Raw genomic sequence first — 20,057 nt, 5'->3', positions numbered from 1 at the left:
TTTTGCAAGGACATAGATCATGAAATACGCCATTACCATCGTTGCAGCTGCAACCGCCCTGAGCGGTTGCATGACCACGCCGACCTCCATCGTGCAGATGCCGATGTCGGCCCGTCCGCTGACCAGCGCCCAGCTGCAGGCGGCGCCGACCAACGGTGCGATCTACCAGAACGCCGCCTTCCGTCCGATCTTCGAAGACCGCCGCGCGCGCCAGGTGGGCGATGTGCTGACCCTGGTCATCACCGAGAAAACCTCGGCCGTGAAAGCCGGCGCCAGCTCGGGCAACAAGTCCGGCAGCGTCAGCGCCAGCGTGCCGCATCCGCTGCAATCGACCTTCGGCGCCACGCTGTCGGCCAACAACGCCAGCAAGTACGCCGACGGCGACAACCAGTCGGCCAGCAACACCTTCACCGGCACCATGGGTGTGACCGTGGTCGAGGTGCTGGCCAACGGCAACCTGATCGTGGCCGGCGAGAAGCAGGTGGCGATGAACAAGGGCGTGGAATTCATCCGCTTCTCCGGCATGATCAACCCCGACAATATCGCCACCGGCAACACCGTGCAGTCGACCGCCGTGGCCGACGCCAAGGTCGAGTACCGCACCAACAGCCAGATCGACCGCGCCGAGATGACGTCGATGGCGTCGCGCTTCTTCCAAAGCCTGTTACCTTTCTGATGGCTATCATGGACAGCACCCAACAAATCAACGAAGCCACGCGCCGCGCGGCCGGCCTGTGCAAGCTGGCGGTCATGGTGTTGCTGCTGGTGGCGGCCTCGCTGCTGGTGCAGCCGGCCCATGCCGAGCGCCTGCGCGACCTGGTCAGCATCGCCGGCGTGCGGCAGAATCAGCTGATCGGCTATGGCCTGGTTGTCGGCCTCGACGGCAGCGGCGACCAGACCACGCAAACCCCGTTCACCGTGCAGAGCGTGGTCTCGATGCTGCAGCAGCTGGGCGTGAACCTGCCACAAGGCACCTCGCTGCAATTGAAGAACGTCGCCGCCGTGATGGTGACGGCGTCGCTGCCGCCGTTCGCGCAGCCGGGCCAGACGCTGGACATCACGGTCTCGTCGATGGGCAACGCCAAGAGCCTGCGCGGCGGCACGCTGCTGATGACGCCGCTCAAAGGCGCCGACGGCCAGGTCTACGGCATGGCCCAGGGCAATGTGCTGGTGGGCGGCGTCGGCGTCGCCGCCGGCGGCGCGGGCGGCAGCTCGCTGACCGTCAACCACCTCAGCGTGGGCAAGATCTCGGCCGGCGCCACGGTCGAGCGCGCGGTCGCCTCCAGCCTGGGCGAGGGCAACTTCATCAAGCTGGAATTGAACACCGCCGACTTCGCCACCGCCAGCCGCGTGGTCGAAGCCATCAACGACAAATACGGTTCCGGCATCGCCTACGCGCTGGACAGCCGCGTGATCCGGGTGCAGTCGCCCAGCAGCAGCGACCAGCGCGTCAGCTTCATCGGCACCTTGCAGGACATGCAGGTCAACCCGGCCGAGCAGCCGGCCAAGGTCATCATGAACGCCCGCACCGGCTCGGTGGTGATGAACCGCGCCGTCACGCTCGACACCTGCGCCATCTCGCACGGCAACCTGTCGATCTCGGTGACCGCCGATCCGCAGATCAGCCAGCCCAATCCGCTGTCCGGCGGGCGCACCGTGGTCGCGCCGAACCAGCAGGTGGGCATCAAGGCCGACAGCGGCAAGGTGATGATGGTCAAGGGCGGCGCTTCGCTGGCCGAGGTGGTCAAGGCGCTCAACGCCATCGGCGCCACGCCCCAGGATTTGCTGGCTATTTTGCAGGCGATGAAAGCGGCCGGTTCGCTGCGCGCCGAACTGGAAATCATCTAAGCGAGGCGCGCCATGACCAGTCCAAACACCTCCAACGATCTCAGCAGCAAGTTCGCCCTTGACCTCAAGGACATGGGCAGCCTGCGCCAGTCGGCCAAGGCCGGCAGCCCGGAGGCGTTGAAGACGGCCGCCACGCAGTTCGAAGCCATGTTCGTCAACATGATGATGAAGAGCATGCGCGAGGCGACGCCGCAGGACGGCATGCTGGACAGCCAGCAGACCAAGATGTTCACCACCATGCTGGACCAGCAGACCAGCCAGAATATCGCCAAGAAGGGCATCGGCCTGTCGGACATGCTGATACGCCAGCTGTCCAAGACCGCCGACCAGCAGGCGCTGGCGATCGGCAACGAGGCTGGCGACCGCAGCAGCGGCGCCAACGGCGGCAGCTTCGGCGGCCTGTCCAGCCTGATGGACGCCAAATTGCAGCGCGCCATCGCGGCGGCCGGCGGCCCCGGCGCTGCCGGTTCGGTCGACGACAACAGCGCCGTGCCCGCCACTACCGTCAACAAGGGCAGCCAGGCGCCGCACGTGCGCAGCTTCCAGCAAAAACTCGGCGCCGACGCCGAGGAGGCCAGCCGCGCCACCGGCATCCCCGCCAAGTTCATGCTGGGCCAGGCGGCGCTGGAGAGCGGCTGGGGCAAGCGCGAGATCAAGGGCCGCGACGGCAGCAACAGCCACAACCTGTTCGGCATCAAGGCCGGCGGCGACTGGAAGGGCAAGGTGGTCGAGGCCACCACCACCGAATACGTCAACGGCAAGGCGCAGACCAGGGTCGAGCGCTTCCGCGCCTACGACAGCTACAGCGACAGTTTCAAGGATTACGCCAAGCTCCTGGCCAGCAATCCACGCTACGAAAAAGTGCTGGCCAGCGCAGGCGACGCCAGCAGCTTCGCCCAGGGCTTGCAGAAGGCCGGCTACGCCACCGATCCGAATTACGCGAACAAGCTCACCAGCATCATCAAGCGCTCGCTGGCGGGTTGATCGCGCAGCTTAATCAAGTTTGGCGACGGCCTGCCGTTACCAGCTTACAGATAGAGTAAAAACATCATGTCCAGTCTTCTCAGTATCGGCAAAAGCGGTTTGTTGGCGGCCCAGGTAGGTCTGTCGACCACCGGCAACAACATCACCAACGCCGGCGTGGTCGGCTACAGCCGCCAGGCCGCCATCCAGTCCGATACCGCGACCCTGGACCAGGGCTTCGGCTTCGTCGGCACCGGCACCGAGGTGACGGCCGTGCGCCGCTACTACGACAACTTCCTGGCGGTGCAGCTGCGCAACGCCGAGTCCAACCAGGCCTCGCTGGACGCCTACACCAAGCAGATCAGCCAGATCGACAACCTGCTGGCCGACCCCACCGCCGGCCTGTCGCCGGCCTTGCAGGACTTCTTCAACGGCGTGCAGGACGCCACCTCGAATCCGGCCTCGGCCGCGTCGCGCCAGGCGATGCTGTCGACCGCGTCGTCGCTGGCGTCGCGCTTCCAGGGCTTGAGCGCGCGGCTGTCGGAAATCGCTACCGGCGTCAATGGCCAGATCACGTCCAACGTCGGCGAAATCAATTCCTACGCCACCCAGATCGCCGCGCTGAACAAGACCATCGCAGCCCTGAGCACGGACGGCAAGGCGCCCAACGACATGCTGGACCACCGCGACCAGATGTTGACCGAGCTGAACAAGTTGATCAAGACCACCGTCATCCCGGGCGACAACAACACCTTGACGGTGGAGTTCGGCACCGGCCAGCCGCTGGTGGTGGGCGGCACCGCTTTCCAGTTGGCGACCTCCACCTCGCCGACCGACGCCAGCCGCGTGACGGTCGGCTACCAAAGCGACAGCGGCGTCTTCAGCGCCTTGCCGGAGAGCGTGCTGACCGGCGGCCAGCTGGGCGGCCTGATCTCGTTCCGCAACGGCGCCATGGACCGCGCGCAAAACTCGCTGGGCCAGGTGGCGGCCGGGCTGGCGGTCAGCTTCAACGCCCAGCACGTGCTGGGCCAGGACCAGAACGGCGCGCTCGGCACGGCGTTCTTCAATCCGATCAACGCCTATGTCGGCCCCAGCACCCGCAACTCGCCGGTCAGCACGGCCAGCGTCAGCGCCGTGGTCACCGACGCCAGCAAGCTGACCGCCAGCGATTACAGCGTCGACTACGACGGCACCAATTTCAACGTCACCCGCCTGAGCGACGGCCAGATCACGCAGATCAATCCCTTCCCGCAGGCGGTGCCGCAAACCATCGACGGCGTCGACTACACGATCACCGGCGCGCCGGTGACCAAGGATAACTTCCTGGTGCGGCCGACCTACACCGCGGCCGACCAGTTCAGCGTGGCAATTACCGACCGCACCAAGATCGCGCTGGCGGCGCCGGTCGCCACCGCCGCGCCGACCGCCAACGCCGGCAACGGCAAGATCAGCGCCGGCACGGTCGACGTCAACTACCTGACGCCGGGCAACGCGCTGGCCGCGCCGGTCACGCTGACCTACGACAAGGCCACCGGCTCGCTGTCGGGCTTCCCGCCGGCGCAGGACGTGACGGTGACGGTCAACGGCGTGGCCACCGTGTATCCGGCCGGGACGCCGACGGTGCCGTACACCGACGGCGCGGCGATCAGTTTCGGCGGCATCAACTTCAACATCAGCGGCACGCCGGCCGACCTCGACACCTTCACCATCGGCCCCAATGTCAGCGGCGTCGGCGACAGCCGCAACGGCGCCTTGCTGGCCGGCCTGCAAACCAAGAACATCCTGGACAACGGCAACGCCACCTACCAGACCACCTACGCGCAGATGGTCAACTTTGTCGGCAACAAGGCGCGCGAAGCGCAGATCAGCGGCTCGGCCGCCGACGCCGCCGTGGCCCAGGCCACCACCCAGCAACAGAGCGTCTCCGGTGTGAACCTGGATGAGGAAGCGGCAAATCTGTTACGCTACCAGCAGGCCTACCAGGCCTGCGGCAAGGTCATGCAAGTGGCCAGCACCCTGTTTGATGTATTGCTCAACCTTAGGTAATTATCATGTCCATGCGCATCAGTTCCAAGACGATCTACGACGTCGGCGTAGGGCAGATCAGCAGCCTGCAGACCGCGCTCGCCCGCACCCAGCAACAGCTCTCGACCGGCCGCAAGAACCTGTCCGCCGCCGACGATCCGATCGCCACCGCGCGCGCGCTGGAAGTGACGCAGTCGCAGTCGATCAACACCCAGCTGGTGACCAACCGCTCCAACGCCAAGGGCACGCTGTCGATGGAGACGGTGGCGCTGGCCAGTTCCACCGCGATCTTGCAGGACATCAAGACGCTGGCCGTCAACGCCGGCGACGGCAGCATGACGCAGAAGGACCGGGCGTCGCTGGCGACCGAGCTGGAAGGCCGGCTGGCCGATTTGCTGGGCCAGGCCAATACCGCCGACGGCGCCGGCGGCTATGTGTTCTCGGGCTACAAGTCGACCACCTTGCCGTTCACCCAGACCGCCAGCGGCGCCGCCTACCAGGGCGACCAGGGCCAGCGCGAATTGCAGGTGGGGTCGACCCGCAAGCTGCCGATCAGCGATTCCGGCGCCGCGGTGTTTGAAAACAATGCGACCGGCAACGGCACCTTTGTCTCCGCCGCCGATCCGGCCAACTACACGCGCGGCGGTTCCGGCATCATCAGCGCCGGCTCGGTCAAGGATGCGACCCAGCTGACCGGCCACAAGTACCAGATCGATTTCCAGGTGGTGCCGGCCACGCCGGGCGTGCCCAAGGTCACCACCTACACCGTGACCGACCTGACGCTGAACCAGCCGGTGCCGGCGGCGCCGGTGCCGGCCGTGCCGCAGCCCTATGTCAGCGGCCAGAACATCACCTTCGACGGCGTGCAGTTCGACGTCAAGGGCGATCCCGCCGACCTCGACAACTTCACGCTGCAGCCCAGCACCAAGCAATCGATCTTCACCACCGTGACCGACCTGATCGCCGCGCTGCGCGCGCCGGGCGACGGCGCTGCGGGGCAGGCCAGCCTGAACAACAAGCTCAACCAGGCCCACGTGAATATCGACGCCGCCACCGACAACCTGCTGTCGATCCAGTCGGAGGTGGGTTCGCGCCTGAAGGAGCTGGACTACCTGGACAGCTCCGGCGACGATTTGAACCTGCAGTACGCCACCACGCTGTCGGACTTGCAGGATGTCGACACGGTGAAGGCGATCTCGCTGTTCACCCAGCAGCAGACCACGCTGGACGCGGCGCAGAAATCGTTCAAGAGCCTGGCCGGGCTGTCGCTGTTCAACTACATCACGTAATTCCGGCGCCGCTGGCGCGGACGAAAAAAAGCCCCATCAGCCTGAACGCGCTCAAGATCGCGTCCAGTGCCGATGGGGCTTTTTTACGACGGGGGTCAAGTCTGACATTCGGACACGGACTCAACCCTAGCGCTTGCTAGTGTTGAGTCCGTGTCCGAATGTCAGACTTGACCCCCGGGTTATTTTGCCGCCAGTATGCCGGTTGCGGTGGCTTGCTTGCGGAACCAGTCCTGCTCGCCGGCCGTGGCGCTGCCGCTCAGGCTGGTGGTGGCGGCGTCGTAGTGCTTCAGCTGCTCGGCCAGCGCGGCGACATGGCCGGCCAGGCCGGGCGCGGTCGCCGGCGTCAATTGGCCGCTGGCGCTGTTGCTGCCTTCCACCGCGCCGGCCTGCTGGCCGTAGCTGTTGATGGCTTGCGTCAGCGCGCTCGCTTGCGCCGCCCGGCTGGCCAGGAACCAGACGTCGGCCATCTGGCTGACCGTGCCGTCGGTGCTGGTGTAGCTGGAACGCAAACCGATCCAGTTGTTGCTATCCAGCTCGCTTACCTTGGCGGCGCCCACCGTCAGGCTGGCGATGCCCAGCGCCGCCAGCGTCTTCAGTTCGTCGCCCTGGCTGACGCCGTCCGCGTTGGCGTCGACCCACACGCGCAAGTCGCCGAACTGGCCATCCTTGCCGTCGACCACGCCGTCGTGGTTGCTGTCCAGGTCGGCCAGCGCGGCGAAGCCGTCGCTGGCCTTGCCGCCGCCGCTGCTGTTGGTGGCGGTGCCGAACAGTTCGCTGCCGTCGTTGATCAGGCCGTCGTGGTTGCGGTCCAGCGCGAGCAGGCCGTCGCCCTGGCCGACCCAGCCGGTGTTGAGCCGTTCGCCGTCGGCATAGATGTCGAACTTGACGCCGGCATCGATGCCCAGCGTGTTGATGCCGTTGCCGTTCAGGTCGAGGATCAGCGGACTGCCCAGCGGCAGCACCGCCAGTTGCTCGGCCGTCAGCGCCGCGTGCTGGTCGACGGTCAGCGCGCACACCTGGGTCGCGGCCAGCGCCGAGATTTCCGTCACGGTCAGGGCCGCGATCTGTTCCAGCGTCAGCGCCTTGATCTGGGTCGCCTTGAGCGAACGCACCTGCGAGGTGGTGAACGCGGCCACCTGGTCGGCGCTGAAGTGGGTGATGGTGGTCGGCGTCAGGTTGGACAGCTGCGCGGTCTTCAGCGCCACGATGTCGTTGCCGTCGAACGAGTGGATCTGGTCGGCGCTCAGCGCGTTCAGCGCGGCCACCGACAGCGCCGCCACCAGGGTCGGGTCGAGCGAGGAGATCTGCGTGGTGGTCAGGCCCAGCGACTGGGTCGAGCCGAACGCGGCGATCTGGGCGGTGCGCATGCCGTTGATCATGTCGGCCGACAGGCCGACGATCTGGTCGGAACTGAAGCCGGTGATCTGGGTCGCGGTGAAGGCGCTCAGCGAACCGAGCGCGGCCAGCTGGTCGGTGCTCAGGCCGCGGATCTGCGTCACCGCCAGCGAGGCCAGCGAGCGGGTCGACAGCGAGGCGAACTGGGCGCCGGTGAGCGCGGCGATCTGGTTGGTCTTGAGCGTGACCAGCTGCGCGGTGGTCAGCGCGGCGACCGCGTCGATATTCAGCGAGGCGATCTGGTCGGTGCCCAGGATGGTCATGTTCAGGCCGCGCGCCTGCTGGGTGCTCAGCGAGCCCAGCTGGTCGGTGGTCAGCAGCGACATCTGCTTCAGGGTCAGCGCGGCGATCTGCGCCGAACGCAAGGTGGCGAAGTGGTCGACGTCGATGCTGCCCAGCTGGTCGGACGTCAGCGCCGCCACCTGGCCGGCGTTGAGCACGCCCAGGGTGCTCAGCATGTTGAGCTGCTGGGTGCTCAGCGCCGTGATGTCGCTCGGGCTCAGCGTGGCGATCTGCTGCGTCACCAGGCTGCTGACCTGGGCCAGCGTCAGCGACGAGAACTGCGCCTTGGTCAGCGAATTCAGTTGCAGGCTGCTGAGGGCGGCGATGTCTTCCTGCTCGATCACCTGGATCTGGTCGGTGCTCAGGCCGGCCAGCGCGGCCACGCTCAGCGCGCGGATTTGCGCGGTGCTCAGGCCGGCCAGCTGGTCGCTGGTGATCGCCTGCAGCTGGTTCTTGGTCAGCGCCGCGACCTGCGCGGTGCGCAAGGTCACCATGTGGTCGCCGTTCAGCGAGACCAGCTGGTCGGTGGTCAGCGAACTGACCTGCAAGGTGGTCAGGCCGGCCAGCGTGGCCAGGCCGTTGAGCTGGTCGGTGGTCAGGGCCTTGGCCTGGGCGCCGGTCAGCGCCGCCACCTCGGCCGTGGTCAGCACGCCGAACTGGTCGACGCTGAGCAGCGAAATCTGCAGGGTGCTCAGCGAGGCGATCTGGTTGGTCTTCAGGCCGGACAAGTCTTCCACTTCCATCGCCGCGATCTGGTCGCTGTACAGGCCGCGCAGCGCCGAGGTGCTCAGCGCGCGCCACTGCACCAGCGACAGTTGCTGGATCTGGTGGGTGGTGAACGCTTGCAGCTGGCGGCTGCTCAGCGCGGCCAGCTGCTTGGTGCTCAGCGCGCCCAGCTGGTCGTCGTTGAGCGCCTGGATGCGGTCGGTGGTCAGGGTCGCGATCTGGCTGGTGTTCAGCGAGCCCAGCGCGCCGAGCAGCAGGAACTGGTCCGGCGTCAGGAAGTTCAGCTGGGTGGTGGTCAGGGCGGCGATCTGCGCGGTGCTGAGGTTGGTCAGCTGGTTGGTGGTCATGCTGACCAGCTCGTCGGAGGTCAGCGCGCGGATGTGCTGGCTGCGCAACATGGCCAGGTCGGCCAGCTCGATCGCGACGAACTGGTCGGTGCTGAGGGTGGCGATGGTCTTGGTCGACAGCGCGCGGAACTGCACCTCGGTCATGTTGACGATCTGGTCGGTGGTCAGCGCGCGCACCTGGTTGGGCGTCAACGCGGCGATGGCGCCGGTGGCCAGGTAGGCGATCTGGTCGGTGGTGATCGCGGCGACCTGGTCGGTGGTCAGCGACACCAGCTGCGCCGAGCGCAGGGCGGCGATGTCGGCCAGTTCGATCGCCACCACCTGGGCGGTGCTCAGCGCGGCCAGCGCGCGCGTGTTCAGCGCCAGCATGTCGGCGGTGGTCAGCGCGATGATCTGGTCGCTGGTCAGGTTGACGATCTGGGTGTTGCTCAGCGCGGCGATCTGGGCGGTGCGCAGCGCGCCGATCTGCGACGGCAGCAAGGAGCTCAGCTGGTCGGACGTCAGGGCGTGGATCTGCGCGGTGCTCATGCCGCCGATATTGCTCAGGTTGACCAGCTGGTCGGTGGTCAGCAGCGCGATCTGGCTCGGCTTCAGCGACCCCACTTCGCGCGAGGTCAGCGCGCCGATCTGGTCGCTGGTCAGCGCCTGCAGCTGGGCGCTGTTGAGCGCCTGCAGCTGCGCCGATTTCAGCAGCGTGATGTCGCCCGCTTCGATGTAGGCGATCTGGTCGGTGCTCAGGCCGGCCAGCGCGGTCACGCTGATGGCGGCCACCTGGGCGGCGCTCAGTTCGATGATCTGGTCGCTGTTCAGCACCGACACCTGCAGCGAGGACAGGGCGCCGATCTGGCGCGTGCTCAGCAGGTCGATGTCCAGCAGCGACAGGTTGGCGATGCGGCTGGTCGACATGGCGGCGATTTGCAGCGTCGAATAGTCGACCAGGTTGCCCAGCGCGGCGGCCTGGGCGTTGCTCAGCGCCGCCAGCTGGGCCTGCGAGAAGGCGGCGATGCCGGCCGGGCTGAGCGCGTGCAACTGGTCGGTCAGCAGGGCCTGCATCTGGTTGGTGGTCAGCGAGCGCAGCTGGGCGGTGGTCATGGCCGCGAAGTCCAGCGCTTCGATGGCGTCGATCTGGTCGGTGCTCAGCGCCACCAGCAGGCTGGTGTTGAGCGCGCGGATCTGGCCGGTCGAGAGGGCGATGATCTGGTCGCTATTGATGCCGGGCACCTGGCGGCTGCCCAGCGCCGCCAGCTGGCGGGTGCTGAGCGTGACGAAGCGTTGCGCGGTCAGCGCGCCCAGCTGGTCGGTGCTCAGGGCGCTGACCTGCAAGGTGGTCAGCGAGGTCAGGTTGTTGAGCGCGGCGATCTGGTCGCTGGTCAGGTAGCTCAGCTGGCGGGTGGTCAGGGCCGCGATCTCGCTGTTGATCAGGGTGGCGTACTGGGTCAGCGACAGCGCGCCCAGCTGGTCGCTGGTGAGCGCCATCAGCTGGTTGGTCTTGAGCGCGGCCAGGTCGGCGCCGCTCAGTTCCAGGATCTGGTCGGTGGTCAGCGCGGCGATCACGGCGGCCGACAGCGCCCGCACCTGGGCCGTGCTCAGCACCGGGATCTGGTCGCTGGTGAAGTACTGGATCTGGGTGGTGCTGAACGCGGCGATCTGGGCGGTCTTGAGGGCGGCCACCTGGGCCGGCGTCAGCGCGATGATCTGGTCGCTCGACAGGCCGCTGATCTGGCGCGTGCTGAGGCCGGCCAGGCTGCCCAGCGCGGCGAACTGGTCGGTGGTGAGCACGCCCAGCTGGCGGGTGGTCAGCGCGGCGATCTCCTGCGAGGTGAAGGCGCCCAGCTGGGCCAGCGTCAGCGCGGCGATCTGGTTGGTGGCCAGCGTGGCGATCTGGCTGGTGCGCAGCGCGGCGATGTCGACCAGCTCGATGGCGGCGAACTGGTCGGTGGTCAGCGCGTTCAGGCTGGTCGAGCTCAGGCCGCGGATTTGCTTGGTTTCCAGCGCGACGATCTGGTCGCTGGTCAGCGCTTGCAGCTGGGCGCTGGCCAGCGCGTTGAGCTGGCGGGTGCTCAAGGTGGCGATCTGGGCCAGGCCGAGGCTGGCCAGCTGGGCGCTGGTGAGCGCCAGCACCTGGTTGGTGGTCAGCGGCGCCAGCGAGGCCAGGCTGTCGACCTGGGCCAGCAACAGGCCTGCGATCTGGTCGGTGGTCAGGCTGGCCAGGGTGCGGGTGCTGAGCGCGGCGAACTGGCCGGCCGTCAGCGCCGCCAGCTGGTCGCTGGACAGGGCGATGATCTGGTTGGTGCCGAGCGCGGCCACGTCCACCACTTCGATCGCGGCGATCTGCCCGGTCGACAGCGCGGCCAGGGTGGCGGCGTTCAGGCTGCGCACCTGGGCCGTGCTCAGCGCGACGATCTCGTCGGTGGTGAGCGCGCCCACTTGCAGGCTGGTCAGGCCGGCGATCTGGCTGGTCTTCAGCGTGGCGATCTTGGCCAGCGCCAGACTGGCGATCTGGTCGGTGGTGAGGGCGGCGATCTGCTTGCTGGTCAGCGGCGCCAGCGTGGCGAAGCTGGCCACCTGGTCGGTCGACAGGGCGGCGATCTGCTGGGTGGTCAGGTTGGCGATGTCCTGCGTGCTCAGCGCGCTGAACTGGGTGGGCGTCAGCTCGCTCAGCTGGGTGGTGGTCAGGGCGGTGATCTGGCGGGTCGACAGCGCCTGCAGATCGACCAGCTGGATGACCGGCACCTGGTCGGAGGTCAGCGCGACGATCTGGTCGGTGGTGAGCGAGCGGAACTGGGCGGTGCTCAGCGCGACGATTTCATCGGAGGTCAGCGCCCTGATCTGGTCGGTGGTCAGCGCGGCGATCTGGCGCGTGGTCAGGCCGGCCAGGATGGCCAGCGGCAGCGAGGCGATCTGGTCGGTCGTGAGGGCGGCGATGGCGGCGGTCGAGAAGCTGGCCAGCGAACTGAGCGCGCCCAACTGGTCGCTGGTCAGCGCGGCTTTCTGGTCGGAGCTGAGGGCGGCGATTTCCTGCGTGGTCAGGCCGGTGATCTGCAAGGTGCTCAGCGAGACGATCTGGTCGGTGCTCAGGTTGACCAGCTGCCTGGTGCTCAGCGAGGCCAGCTCGGCGTTGGTCAGCGCGGCGATCTGCCCGGTGGTCAGCGCCGCCATGTCGCCGGCGGCGATGCCGCGCAGCTGGGCCGGCAGCATGCCGGCGATCTGGTCGGTGGTCAGCGCGACCAGCTGGTCGGTGCTGAGCGCGTGGATTTGCCTGGAGCCGAGCGCGCGCAGGTCGGCCAGGTTCAGCGTGGCCAGCTGGTAGGTGCTGAAGGCGGCCAGCTGCTTGGTGGTCAGCGCGCTGAGCGTGGCGAAGGCGTCGATCTGGTCGCTGCTCAGGCCGGCGATCTGGGTCAGCGTCAGCGCGGCCACTTCGGCGGTGGTCAGCACCCGCAATTGCTGCGTGCTCAGCGCCGCCAGCTGGTCGGTGGTCAGGGCCGCGATCTGGCGCGTGCTCATCGAGACCAGGTCGGCGTTGCGCAGCGCGGCGACGCGGTCCAGGCCGAGCGCGGCGATGGCGTCGGTGCTGAGCGCGCGCACTTGCGCGGTCGACATCGCCAGCACCTGGTCGCTGCTGATGGCGGCGGCCTGGACGCTGTTGAAGCCGGCCAGCTGGCTGGTCAGCAGGGTGGCGAAGTCGGCGGTCGACATCTGCGCGATCTGGTCGGTGGTCAGGCCGGCGATCTGCTTGGTGACCAGCGGGCCCAGGGTCGACAGCGCGACGATCTGGTCGCTGCTCAGCACCGACAACTGGTCCGAGGTCAGCGCGCGGATTTCGCCGGTGGTGAAGGCGGCCAGCTGGGCGGTGGTCAGCGCCACCACCTGGTTGGTGCTCAGCTGGGCGATCTGGGCGGTGCGCAGCGCGCGGATGTCGCGCGTTTCGATGGCGGCGATGGCGTCGGTCGACAGCACGGCCATGGCGCTGGTGCTCAGCGCCACCAGCTGGGCCGAGTTGAGCGCGACGATCTGGTCGGTGGTCAGCGCCTGCAGCTGGTCGCTGGTGAAGCCGGTGAACTGGCGGGTGGTCAGGCTGGACAGGTCGGTGGCCGTGATGCTGGCGATCTGGTCGGTGGTGAGCGCGCGGATCTGGCGCGTGGTCAGCGCGGTCAGGAAGCGCAGCGCGTCGATCTGGTCGCTGCCCAGGGCCTGCACCTGGTCGGTGGTCAGCGCCGCGGTGTCGGCCGAGTTCAGCGCGACGATCTGGTTGGTGCTCAGCGCCACGATCTGGTCGGTGCCCAGCTTGTTGATTTGCTGGGTGTTGAGGCCGGCGATGTCGCGCGTCTCGATGGCGACGATCTGGTCGGTGGTGAGGGCGGCGATGGCGGCCGAGGTCAGGCCGCGGAACTGGGCGGCGCTCAACGCGACGATCTGGTCGGTGGTCAGGGCCTGGATCTGGTCCGAGCCCAGCGCCCGCAGCTGGCTGGTGGCCAGCGTGCCCAGGTTGTGCGTGGACAGCGAGGTCATCTGCGCGGTGGTGAAGGAGCTGATCTGGCGGCTCGACAGGCCCACCAGCGTCGACAGCGCGTTCAACTGGTCGGTGGTCAGCACGCTGATCTGGTCGGTGCTGAGGGCGCCGATGGCGCTGCTGGTCAGCGCGGCGAACTGGTCGGTGAGCAGCACCACCAGCTGGTCGGTCGACAGGCGGGCGATCTGCGGCGCGCGCAAGGCGGCGATGTCGCGCGTTTCGATCAGGCCGATCTGGGTGCTGGTGAGCAGGTTGAGCATATTGCTGCTCATGCTGCTGTACTGGGCCGCGGTCAGTTCGATGATCTGGTCGCTGCTCAGGGCCTGCACCTGGTCGACGGTCAGCGCCGCCAGCTGCGTGCTGCTGAGGCTGACGATGGCCTTGCTTTGCAGCGCGATCACCTGGTCGGTGGTCAGCGCCTGGATTTGCAGCGTGCTCAACGGCACGATGGTTTTCAGCGCGACGATCTGGTCGGTGGTCAGCGACGCCAGCTGGTCGGGCAGCAGCGCCGCTTCGTCGGCGGTGCTGAGGGCGGCGATCTGGCTGGTGGCCAGCGCCACCAGCTGGTCGCTGCTGAGGGCGCGGATCTGGCGGGAAGTCAGCGCGCCGATGTCGCGCGTCTCGATCGCCAGCATCTGGTCGGTGGTCAGCGCGCTGAGCACGTCCGTGGTCAGCGCGGCCACCTGGGCGGTCGACAGGGCGACGATCTGGTCGCTGTTCAGCGACTGCACCTGGCCGGCGTTCAGCGCCGCCAGCTGCGCGCTGCCGAGGGCGGCGATGGTCTTGGTGGTCAGCGAGGTCAGCTGGTCGGTGCTCAGCACGCCGATCTGGGCCGAGTTGAGTGCGGCCAGCGAGCTCAGCGCGTTGAACTGGTCGGTGCTCAGCACCGGCAGCTGGTCGGTGCTCAGCGCCGCGATTTCATTGCTGCGCAGCGCGTGCATCTGGTCGGTGCCCAGGCCGGCCAGCTGCAGCGCGGTCAGCGCGCCGACCTGGCTGCTGCTCAGCCAGACCAGGTCGCGGGTTTCCAGCGCGGCGATCTGGTCGCTGCTGAGGTTGACCAGCGAGGCGGTCGACAGCATGCTCAGTTGCAGCGAGCTCAGGCCGGCGATCTGGTCGGTGGTGACGGCGGCCAGCTGGTCCACGGTCAGCGCGTTGAGCTGGCTGGTGGTCAGTTGCGCCAGCATGGCGGTGGCCAGCGACTGGATCTGGTCGGTGGCGATGGCTTGCAGCGCGCTGGTGCTGAAGGCGCGCAATTGCTGGGTGGCCAAAGAGCCGAGCTGGTCGCTGGTCAGGCTGGCGACCTGGTCGGAGCCCAGCACGCTCAGCTGGGCGGTCGACAGCGCGCGCAGGTCGACCGTTTCCAGCGCGACCATCTGGTCCGAGCTCAGCAGGTTGAGCTGGCGGCTGGTCAGCACCTGCATTTCGCGGGTGCTGAGGGCGACCAGCTGGTCGGTGCTGAGGGCGGTGATCAGGTCGGTGTTGAGCGCGGCCACCTGCACCAGGGTCAGCAGCGGGACGTTGGCGGTGGTCAGGCCGGGCAGGGCGTCGGTGGTCAGGTAGTTCAGTTGCAGGGTGGTGATGGCGCGCACCTGGGCCGAACTCATGACGCCGAGCTGGTCGGAGCTGAGCGCCTGCATGTCTTCGGTCGTGAACAGGCCGATCTGTGCAACCGAAAGGCTGACGATCTGGTCGGTTGTGAAATTCGTAACGATCGAAGTCATTGCATTGTTCTCCCGGGGAGCTTCCATGATACGCTGGTAATTGCCTCATGGAAACCAAAATACACTGGTCGGCTATTGAATTTCGCTATGGGCGCGGCCCCGGAGGCCGAACCGGCAAGTTTGCCGGTTTGACCGCGTCAGGGCGCTGCGACCACGTCCGCGGCATCAGCCGCGCGCGTTCCACGCCTTCCAACAACAGGTTTTGCACGGGCGTCGCCAAGTACGGGAGCGTCATGGCGATGACCAGCAAACCTACACCTAAAGTAATCGGAAACCCGATGCCAAACAAATTCAGTTGCGGCGCCGCGCGTGTCAGGATGCCCAGCGCAACGTTGGTAATCAGTAAAGCCGCAACGATGGGCAGCGACAGCTGCACACCGGTGCTGAAAATCTTGCCGCCCCAGTCGGCCAGCTGCTTGAAGCCGCCGCCGTAGACCGGCGCGGCCGACACCGGCAGCGTGTAAAAACTCTCCACCAGCACCGACAGCAGCACCAGGTGGGCGTTCACCGCCAAAAACGTCATGGTCGCCACCAGCGCCAGGAACTGGCTGATCGCCGACGAGCGGCCCTGGGTGTTGGGGTCGAAAAACGTCGCGAACCCCAGGCCCATGGTCAAACTGGAGATTTCTCCCGCCATCTCCACCGCGGCAAACACGATGCGGATACTGAAGCCCATCGCCAGCCCGATCAGCATTTCCTGCGCCAGGATCAGCAGCCCGGCCAGCGACATCGGATCGGACCCCGGCAGCAGCGGCACGGCCGGCGCCACCACCATCGCCAGCAGCACGCCCAGGCTGACCTTGACCGTGGCCGGCACGCTGGAATTGCCGAACAGCGGAGACGCCGCCAGCAGCCCGAGGATGCGCGTGAGCGGCCACAGCAAACCGGCGATCCACAGATTGATATCGGCAGTGGAGAACGAAATCATGAGGCGTTTTCCCTATTTCTTTCCACCGTGCATCAACTTTCTTATTTTAAGTCAAGTTCTTATTGAATCGTAAATTGTTACATCTTGGCAAAATGTCTAGCCGACCAGGCCGGGGATGCCGCCGAACACTTCGCGCATGTAGTCGAGCATGACCGCCAGCATCCACGGTCCGGCCACCACCAGCGCCACGAAGATGCCGACCAGCTTGGGAATGAAGGACAGCGTCGCTTCGTTGATCTGGGTGGCGGCCTGGAAGATGCTGACCACCAGGCCGATGATCAGCGCCACCAGCAGCATCGGGGCGGCGATCATCAGGGTCACCTCCATGGCGTGGCGGCCCATCGTCATCACGCTTTCGGGTGTCATCGCGCGCTCCTAGTAAAAACTCTGGGCCAGCGAACCGAGCAGCAGTTGCCAGCCGTCCACCAGCACGAACAGCATCAGCTTGAACGGCAGCGAGATCACGGCCGGCGACATCATCATCATCCCCATCGACATAAGTACAGAGGCGACCACCATGTCGATAATCAGAAATGGAATAAAGATGGCGAAGCCGATCTGGAACGCGGTTTTCAGTTCGCTGGTGACGAAAGCCGGCACCAGGATGCGCAGCGGCACGTCTTCCGGCCCTTGCAGCGCGGGGCTGCGCGACAATTTCACGAACAAGGCCAGGTCGGCCTGCCGGGTTTGCTTCATCATGAAAGTTTTTAATGGTGCCACGCCCTTGTCCATGGCCGCGCTCATATTGATCTTGTTTTCCTGCAGCGGCAGGTAGGCCTCGGTGTAGATCTTGTCGAAGGTGGGGCCCATGACGAACAGGGTCAGGAACAGCGCCAGCCCGACCATCACCTGGTTGGGCGGCGCCGACTGCGTGCCCAGCGCCTGGCGCAGCAGCGACAGCACGATGATGATGCGGGTGAAGCTGGTCATCAACAGCAGCGCCGCCGGGATGAAGGTCAGCGCCGTCATCAGCAGCATGGTCTGGATCGGCAGCGTGTAGCTGGTGCCGCCGCCCGGCGCCGGGGCGGCGTTGAAGGCCGGGATGCCGATGCTGGAGTCGGCGCCGGCCGCTAGCGGCAGCGCCAGCGCGGCCAGCATCAACAGGGATTTGACGGCCGTAGCCTGGGTGGTGCCGGCCTGCTTATTTGCCATTGCGCTTGTCGATCGTTTGTTTGAGCCATGCGGCGAAGTTGGCGGTCGGCAGCGCGGCCGTGCTGTCCTGCTCGCTGATTTCCTGGCGCGGCATGGTGGCCAGCGCGTTCATGCGGCCCGGCGAGGCGCCGACCACGATCCATTGTTCGCCCACTTCCACCACCAGGATGCGCTCGCGCGCGCCGACGCTGAGCGCGCCGACCAGCTTGACGTTGCGGCCGCCGCCCAGGTTCTTGGGGCCGTAGCGCTTCAGGAACCAGGCCAGGCCGACCAGCAGGGCCAGCACGAACATCAGCGCGAAGGTGGTTTGCAGCAGGCCGCCGCCGGCCGAGGTGGCCGCCGGTTGCGGGGTGGGGATGGTCATCGCCAGCGGGCCGGCGGGGGCGGTTGCGGTCGCCGTGGCCGGGACCGGCGCCGCAGCGGCGGGCGCTTCGGCCGCGACACTGGCGGCAGGGGCTGCTGTTGTCGCCGCGACGGCAGTTGTGGCAGGCGCTTCGGCGGCGGCCGGTGCAGCCGCTGGCGCCGCTGCCGTGGCGGCGGCGCTGGCCGCATGCTGGCCGCCGATGGTGCCCGACACGCTGCGCTGGGCCATTGCAGGCGCGGCGGCCAAGGCCGCCGCGAGGATCAGGGATAAGGTCAGTCCGTGCTTCATTTATTCAGTTTTCGGATACGTTCGGACGGCGTGATGATGTCGGTCAGGCGGATACCGAACTTGTCGTTCACCACCACCACCTCGCCCTGGGCGATCAGGCAGCCGTTGACCAGCACGTCCATCGGCTCGCCGGCCAGGCCGTCCAGCTCGACCACCGAGCCCTGCGCCAATTGCAGCAGGTTCTTGATGGCGATCTTGGTGCGGCCCAGTTCGACCGTCAGCTGCACCGGGATATCGAGGATGAAGTCGATATCGTTATGGGTTTCGGTCTTGCTCGGCGTGCTGGAAAAATCCGTGAACACGGCGGCGCTGGCCGCCTGCGACTGCTGTTTTTCCAACGCGGCCGCTTCCGCCTGGGCTTGCTCGGCGATGGCCGCGCCCCACGGATCGTCGTCCATCGTATCGTCTTGATTATCCGACATGCTTCTCTCCTGTATTGCGGTCACCGGCAGCGGTTGCGCCGGTGTTATTTGATGTTATCGGCATTGGCGAGCAATTTCTCCACCTTGAGCGCGTATTGTCCGTTCATCACGCCGTAGCTGCAATCCATGACCGGCACGCCGTCGACCGTGGCCGACAGCAGTTCCGGGATGGTCAGCGGGATGATGTCGCCCACGCGCATATTGAGGATCTCGTCGAAATTGACCTTGGCCGTGCCCAGCGAGGCGACGATTTCCACCTCGGCGATCTGGATCTGCTGCGTCATCAGGCGGATCCAGCGCTTGTCCACTTCCAGCGCCTCGCCCTGCAGGCTGGAGGTCAGCGAATCGCGGATCGGCTCGATCATCGAGTACGGCATGCAGAAGTGGATCTGGCCCGAGACCGAACCGAGCTCCACGGTGAAGGTCGACGCCACCACCACCTCGTTCGGGGTGGCGATGTTGGCGAACTGGGTATTCATTTCCGAGCGGATGTATTCGAACTCGACCGGATAGACCGGCTCCCACGACTTGGTGTAGGCCTCGAACACGATGTCCAGGATGCGCAGGATGATGCGCTGCTCGGTCTGGGTGAAGTCGCGGCCCTCGACGCGGGTGTGGAAGCGGCCGTCGCCGCCGAACAGATTGTCCACCAGCAGGAACACCAGGCCCGGATCGAACACCATCAGCGCGGTGCCGCGCAGCGGCTTCATGTGCACCAGGTTCAGGTTGGTCGGCACCACCAGGTTGCGGATGAACTCGGAATACTTGGAGACCCGCACCGAGCCGACCGACACCTCGGCGCTGCGGCGCAGGAAGTTGAACAGGCCGACCCGCAACAGGCGGGCGAAGCGCTCGTTGATAATCTCCAGCGTCGGCATGCGCCCACGGACGATACGTTCCTGGGTGGCCAGGTTATACGTTCGTACTCCCGCGACGTCTTCCTGCGCCTGGACATCGTCCTGGTCGCCGTTGACGCCCTTGAGCAGGGCATCGACTTCTTCCTGGGAGAGAAAATTATCAGCCATGACGATCTACTTACTGAATGATAAACGAGGTGAACAGCACATCTTCGATGTCCTGCGGCGCGCCGCGGTCCTCGAAGGGTTCCTTCAGCTGGCCGATGATTTCCTTGGCCAGCTGGAGCTTGCCTTCCGGCGTATTGATGTCCATGGCGCGCTTGCTCGACAGCAGCAACAGCATGCGGCTGCGCACCTTGGCCATATTGTTCTTGACGTTTTCCTTCTCTTCCAGCCCGCCCACTTCCAGCGTGAAGGCGATCTGCAGGTACTGGTCGGCGCCGCTGTCGCCCGGTTGCAGGTTGACCGTGAACGGCTCGACCGGCACGTATTCCGGCGGACCGGCCTTGGCCTTCTTGGCGTTCTTGTGCTTGCCCTTGGCCGGCGCCTCTTCCTCGCCGGCGTCGGCTTTCCCATGCAAGAAGAACCAGGCCGCACCGCCGCCGGCCGCGCCCAATACCAGGACCACCGCCAGGATGATGATGATCAGTTTTTTGCTGCCGCCGCCGCCAGGCGCGGCTTCAACTTTCTGATCGGCTTTCATTTTTGGGTTCGCTTTCAAAATTGCCCTTGCGTGGTGCGGAAGTGGATCATGACGCCATTATGTCATTATCGGTTGGGACTGCGGCATAGCATACGTCGAAAAGAAGGGCGATCCGGGCGCTGCTTGAGGTTTCCGTAGTGAAACAAACAACAAAACCGGGAGGCGGGGTGGCCGATCCCGGTTTTCGTCGCGGCCGCTGCCGGATCAGGCGAAGGTGTCGACCGCGCCGGCCGGCAC

Annotated in this window: 13 protein-coding genes; 5 read left to right on the top strand and 8 right to left on the bottom strand. The window is 66.4% G+C overall.

The window, feature by feature from the left end; all coding sequences use genetic code 11:
* Positions 1 to 19: 19 nt before the first annotated feature.
* The 5 genes from V6M89_RS09945 (at position 20) to flgL (ending at position 6,125) form a co-directional block, all read left to right on the top strand.
* Positions 20 to 676, top strand: a complete 657-nt coding sequence (locus V6M89_RS09945; RefSeq protein ID WP_332853041.1) for a flagellar basal body L-ring protein FlgH — start codon at positions 20 to 22, stop codon at positions 674 to 676.
* Positions 676 to 1,848, top strand: coding sequence for a flagellar basal body P-ring protein FlgI (locus V6M89_RS09940; RefSeq protein WP_442881966.1), 1,173 nt, complete (start codon positions 676 to 678; stop codon positions 1,846 to 1,848). The genes V6M89_RS09945 and V6M89_RS09940 overlap by 1 nt, the downstream gene beginning before the upstream one ends.
* Before the next feature lie 12 nt (positions 1,849 to 1,860).
* Positions 1,861 to 2,832, top strand: a complete 972-nt coding sequence (gene flgJ, locus V6M89_RS09935; RefSeq protein ID WP_332853040.1) for a flagellar assembly peptidoglycan hydrolase FlgJ — start codon at positions 1,861 to 1,863, stop codon at positions 2,830 to 2,832.
* A gap of 66 nt (positions 2,833 to 2,898) precedes the next feature.
* Positions 2,899 to 4,857, top strand: coding sequence for a flagellar hook-associated protein FlgK (gene flgK, locus V6M89_RS09930; RefSeq protein ID WP_332853039.1), 1,959 nt, complete (start codon positions 2,899 to 2,901; stop codon positions 4,855 to 4,857).
* A 5-nt stretch (positions 4,858 to 4,862) separates the two neighbouring features.
* Positions 4,863 to 6,125: a flagellar hook-associated protein FlgL gene (flgL, locus tag V6M89_RS09925; RefSeq protein WP_332853038.1), complete on the top strand. Its 1,263-nt coding sequence runs from the start codon at positions 4,863 to 4,865 to the stop codon at positions 6,123 to 6,125.
* A 179-nt stretch (positions 6,126 to 6,304) separates the two neighbouring features.
* On the opposite strand, the gene V6M89_RS09920 is transcribed toward flgL, so the two are convergent.
* The 8 genes from V6M89_RS09920 to fliL all read right to left on the bottom strand — a co-directional run bounded on the left by V6M89_RS09920 (position 6,305) and on the right by fliL (position 19,820).
* Entirely contained in the window at positions 6,305 to 15,106 is an 8,802-nt protein-coding gene (locus tag V6M89_RS09920) for a beta strand repeat-containing protein (RefSeq protein ID WP_332853037.1), read from the bottom strand.
* A gap of 85 nt (positions 15,107 to 15,191) precedes the next feature.
* Entirely contained in the window at positions 15,192 to 16,034 is an 843-nt protein-coding gene (fliR, locus tag V6M89_RS09915) for a flagellar biosynthetic protein FliR (RefSeq protein ID WP_332853036.1), read from the bottom strand.
* A 96-nt stretch (positions 16,035 to 16,130) separates the two neighbouring features.
* The gene (gene fliQ, locus V6M89_RS09910) at positions 16,131 to 16,400 is read right to left on the bottom strand and encodes a flagellar biosynthesis protein FliQ (RefSeq protein ID WP_116990396.1); all 270 of its coding nucleotides are present in this window, start codon (positions 16,398 to 16,400) and stop codon (positions 16,131 to 16,133) included.
* Between the two features lie 9 nt (positions 16,401 to 16,409).
* Entirely contained in the window at positions 16,410 to 17,186 is a 777-nt protein-coding gene (gene fliP, locus V6M89_RS09905; RefSeq protein WP_442881965.1) for a flagellar type III secretion system pore protein FliP, read from the bottom strand.
* Positions 17,176 to 17,838: a flagellar biosynthetic protein FliO gene (fliO, locus tag V6M89_RS09900; protein ID WP_332853035.1), complete on the bottom strand. Its 663-nt coding sequence runs from the start codon at positions 17,836 to 17,838 to the stop codon at positions 17,176 to 17,178. Before fliO ends, fliP begins: the two co-directional genes overlap by 11 nt.
* Positions 17,835 to 18,260 carry a flagellar motor switch protein FliN gene (fliN, locus tag V6M89_RS09895; protein WP_026334169.1) on the bottom strand — a complete coding sequence of 142 codons (426 nt, stop codon included), beginning with the start codon at positions 18,258 to 18,260 and terminating at the stop codon, positions 17,835 to 17,837. Before fliN ends, fliO begins: the two co-directional genes overlap by 4 nt.
* Before the next feature lie 44 nt (positions 18,261 to 18,304).
* Positions 18,305 to 19,285: a flagellar motor switch protein FliM gene (gene fliM, locus V6M89_RS09890; RefSeq protein WP_008451348.1), complete on the bottom strand. Its 981-nt coding sequence runs from the start codon at positions 19,283 to 19,285 to the stop codon at positions 18,305 to 18,307.
* Positions 19,286 to 19,295: 10 nt separating this feature from the next.
* A complete protein-coding gene (gene fliL, locus V6M89_RS09885) occupies positions 19,296 to 19,820 on the bottom strand; it encodes a flagellar basal body-associated protein FliL (protein WP_332853034.1) in 525 nt (174 codons plus the stop codon).
* Positions 19,821 to 20,057 lie beyond the last annotated feature (237 nt).

It is taken from the genome of Duganella sp. S19_KUP01_CR8, from assembly GCF_036688705.1.
In the GTDB taxonomy this organism is placed as follows: domain Bacteria; phylum Pseudomonadota; class Gammaproteobacteria; order Burkholderiales; family Burkholderiaceae_D; genus Rugamonas.
The sequence above is the reverse complement of the archived record's forward strand: the minus strand, read 5'-3'. Positions and strand labels throughout refer to the sequence as shown.